Source organism: Lamprobacter sp., assembly GCF_034860625.1.
In the GTDB taxonomy this organism is placed as follows: Bacteria; Pseudomonadota; Gammaproteobacteria; order Chromatiales; family Chromatiaceae; genus Lamprobacter.
In genome coordinates, this window is sequence record NZ_JAYESN010000304.1 from 1 (window position 1) to 3,067 (window position 3,067).

Below are 3,067 nucleotides of genomic sequence, written 5' to 3' on the forward strand. Positions count from 1 at the left end.
CAGGCACTGGATGCCTTTCAGGCGGAACGCGCCAAGACCGGCGGACCCAAGCTCGATGCGGCAGATCGGGCCATCATGCAGCGGTCCGCGGAGGATCTGGCGACTGCAATGCCAGAGCCGGGACTAGCGGTCGGTGTTCAAGCACCCGACTTCAGCCTACCGAACGCCTTCGGTGAGCGCGTGCGGCTCTCCGATCTGCTCGCCGAAGGACCGGTGGTGCTGACCTTCTACCGCGGTGCCTGGTGCCCCTACTGCAACCTGCAGCTGCACGCGCTGCAGCAATCCCTGCCCGAGATCGAGGCCCGCGGCGCGCAGCTCGTCGCGGTCACGCCGCAATTGCCGGACAAATCCCGCAAGCAAGTCGAGGACGATGGCTATGCGTTCGAGGTGTTGAGCGACCTGGATGATCATGTGATGCAAGCCTATGACCTCTATTTCGAGGTCCCTGCCGATCTGGATGCCGTCTACCGAGAGCGTCTCGGCTTGGATCTGGCCGAGTACAACGGCCCCGATCGGCGGGTGTTGCCGGTGCCGGCGACCTTCGTGATCGATGGTGACGGCATGATTCGCGCTGCGTTTGCCGACGTCGATTATCGCAAGCGCATGGAGCCGGCTGCGATCATTGCGGCCTTGGATCAGGTCGGCGATTAGCGGCGGTGACGAGTGCTCCATCCCGTCGCAGATGGGATTACTGTGAGCCAGATCGCGCGGCATGAGGCGCAACTCCAGGCGCCTCACGCGGGATAGGCAACGTTGGCAACGACCTTGTTGTCTGTCATCCCAGTGGCGTTAATCGCAGCAGCGCATTCAGCCACTGCTCGGCCTCGCGCCAGGAGCGCCGATCAGCCGTGGTCCAGAGTTCCATCAGCATCAGCTCGGGCACGCCGTCGAGCAGCTCGGCCAGCGCGGTCTCATTGAGGTCGGTGAAGTGACGCCCATCGCTGTCGCGCTCGCCAGCACCATCCTTGAACGAGACGTAGAGCACGCCCGCAGGGCGCAGCGCCCGAGTCAGACGTTGCAGCACCGCTGGCAGCTCGGCCAGTGGAACATGCAGCAGGCTCGCGCAAGCCCAGATGCCATCGAAGCGCTCGCACCAGTCGATCGCCTGGAAGCGCTTCACCTCGACCGGCAGTCCTGCGTGCATCTCGGCCAGGCGCGCCAGCGGCGGTGACGGTTCGATAGCTGTGACGGCATAACCGCGCTCGCGAAACGCGCGTGCATCGCGACCGGAGCCGCAGCCAGCGTCGAGAATCGCGACCGGAGCCGCAGCCAGCGTCGAGAATCGCCGCACCAGGCGCCAGCTTGGCCAGAAACGGCGCATAGAGCGGTGACATGTCGACATCAACCGTCGCGGCGAAGAACGGCTCGGCGTCGGCGTCATAGCAGGCGATGGTCAGATCGGTGGAGGTGGCTACGTCGGTCACGGAAGACCCTAGTGTCGGGCTAATAGGAGGATCGGCGCGCAGATGTCTGCGCCAAGTCGCTGAAGACGATCCTGCTCGCTGACACCAGGTGGTACCGGCTGGGGATTGGGAAATCGGCGAGCTGATTGCGATGCCAGCTCGGCATCCTGTACGCATGGCTCCGGGCGGAGCTAGGGGAAACGGGGTAAAACCGGCGGCAGATTCAGTGAGATGTCGTCAGGCGTCAAGCGTCAGGCGTCAAGCGTCAAGCGTCAAGCGTCAAGCGTCAAGCGTCAAGCGTCAAGCGTCAGGCACTGGGGCCGATGGCCCCAGGCTGCAATCCTGACGTCAACCGCTCAAACCCTCTTAGAACGACAGATCCGGATTGCCCTCAGCTGCGCCATAGATGTTCGGACGCTCACCGCTGTCGGATGGCCCCTGGAGACGGACATTGAACAGATCCGCGTTGCCATCGGCGAGGCCGTGATAACGATCGATCTGGCTGCCGACGCCGGGCGCTGTAGCACGGACGCCAAAGCCGTCCTCGATGCCGGCCGGCTGGCTGGAGAGGTCCGGATGACCGGCGCTTAGGCCCTGATAGACGTCGGCGGCACTGACACCAGCGGCAGCCAGGCTGAACAGGGTTGCGGTCAGGGTGGTGGTGATAGTTTTCATGCTGTGTTCCTCGTTGGACAGTGGGTTGGTAGACGTCCTGGCCGTTGCCGGGACTTGCCAGAGATAAAGCAGTCCCTGTGCCAACTTTGAAATCACCCCATTAAAACCAATATAAACAGTCTATTACCTGATGCTACCAGCTTCTTGTACAAACCGATTCCGTCTGCGAGCGTTATCGGATCGTCACGAACTATTCACATCATGCACGCTTGCGTTGAACGAATCGTGGTATTCAGCCGGGTCATGCGAGTCATCCAATCAATCCTGACCGCGCTCTTGTTGCTCTGCTGCGCAACCGCTCTGGAGACGCGTGCGGCGGATCTGCTGATGCTGCAGATCAGCGAGTCGGAGAAGCGATACCGCATCGAGGCGCGTTTTCTGGTCGACGCACCCTTGGCAGTGGTGCATGCGCTGCTGACCGATTATGAGCAATTGTCCAGACTCAGTCCGTCGATCCTCGAGAGCGAAGTGGTCGGTGCGCCGACGCCGACGCAGGTGCGGGTCAGCACGCGCATTCGCGCCTGTGTTCTGATCCATTGTCAGACACTGAAACGCGTGGAAGATGTAAGCGAAAGCCCAACACGCCTGGTCGCGGTGATCGTTCCCGAGCAGAGTAATTTCGCAGCGGGACGCACCGAGTGGCTCCTGACACCGCTAGAGGATTCGGTTCGGGTCGACTATCGCGCCCAGCTTGAGCCCGGATTTCAGCTGTTTCCCCTGGTGGGACCAGCGTTGATGAAGGCCGGCCTGGAACACGAGCTACGCACGTTCCTCGGTCAGTTCCAGGCGCGCGCAGCATCGATGTGACAAGGGCGCAGCGCAGACGCCCTGCTGCTTCCGTTCATCGGGGCTCGAAGGATCCCTGAAACGGAGGTGTGCGATTTGGGGGCAACTTTTCAGGGTAGCCCTCGTCGCACCGCCTCCCAGACCTGATCGGCCGCCTCCTGCCCGATCTCCCCGGCATCTAACCCCCCGGTCCGCGCTGCACT

4 protein-coding genes are annotated in these 3,067 nt (G+C 62.5%); 2 read left to right on the plus strand and 2 right to left on the minus strand.

From position 1 onward, the window contains the following. On the plus strand, positions 1 to 651 hold a 651-nt coding region (locus tag VBE63_RS26605; RefSeq protein WP_323686016.1), incomplete at its 5' end, for a peroxiredoxin-like family protein. A 124-nt stretch (positions 652 to 775) separates the two neighbouring features. Here VBE63_RS26605 and VBE63_RS26610 read toward each other — a convergent pair. Both VBE63_RS26610 and VBE63_RS26615 read right to left on the minus strand, forming a co-directional pair. Beyond that, positions 776 to 1,321 (minus strand): class I SAM-dependent methyltransferase, encoded by a 546-nt coding sequence (locus VBE63_RS26610; RefSeq protein WP_323686017.1) that lies wholly within the window; start codon positions 1,319 to 1,321, stop codon positions 776 to 778. Between the two features lie 448 nt (positions 1,322 to 1,769). Beyond that, entirely contained in the window at positions 1,770 to 2,078 is a 309-nt protein-coding gene (locus VBE63_RS26615) for a hypothetical protein (RefSeq protein WP_323686018.1), read from the minus strand. A 243-nt stretch (positions 2,079 to 2,321) separates the two neighbouring features. On the opposite strand from VBE63_RS26615, the gene VBE63_RS26620 reads away from it, so the two are divergent. Beyond that, positions 2,322 to 2,885, plus strand: coding sequence for an SRPBCC family protein (locus VBE63_RS26620; protein ID WP_323686019.1), 564 nt, complete (start codon positions 2,322 to 2,324; stop codon positions 2,883 to 2,885). Positions 2,886 to 3,067: the final 182 nt, after the last annotated feature.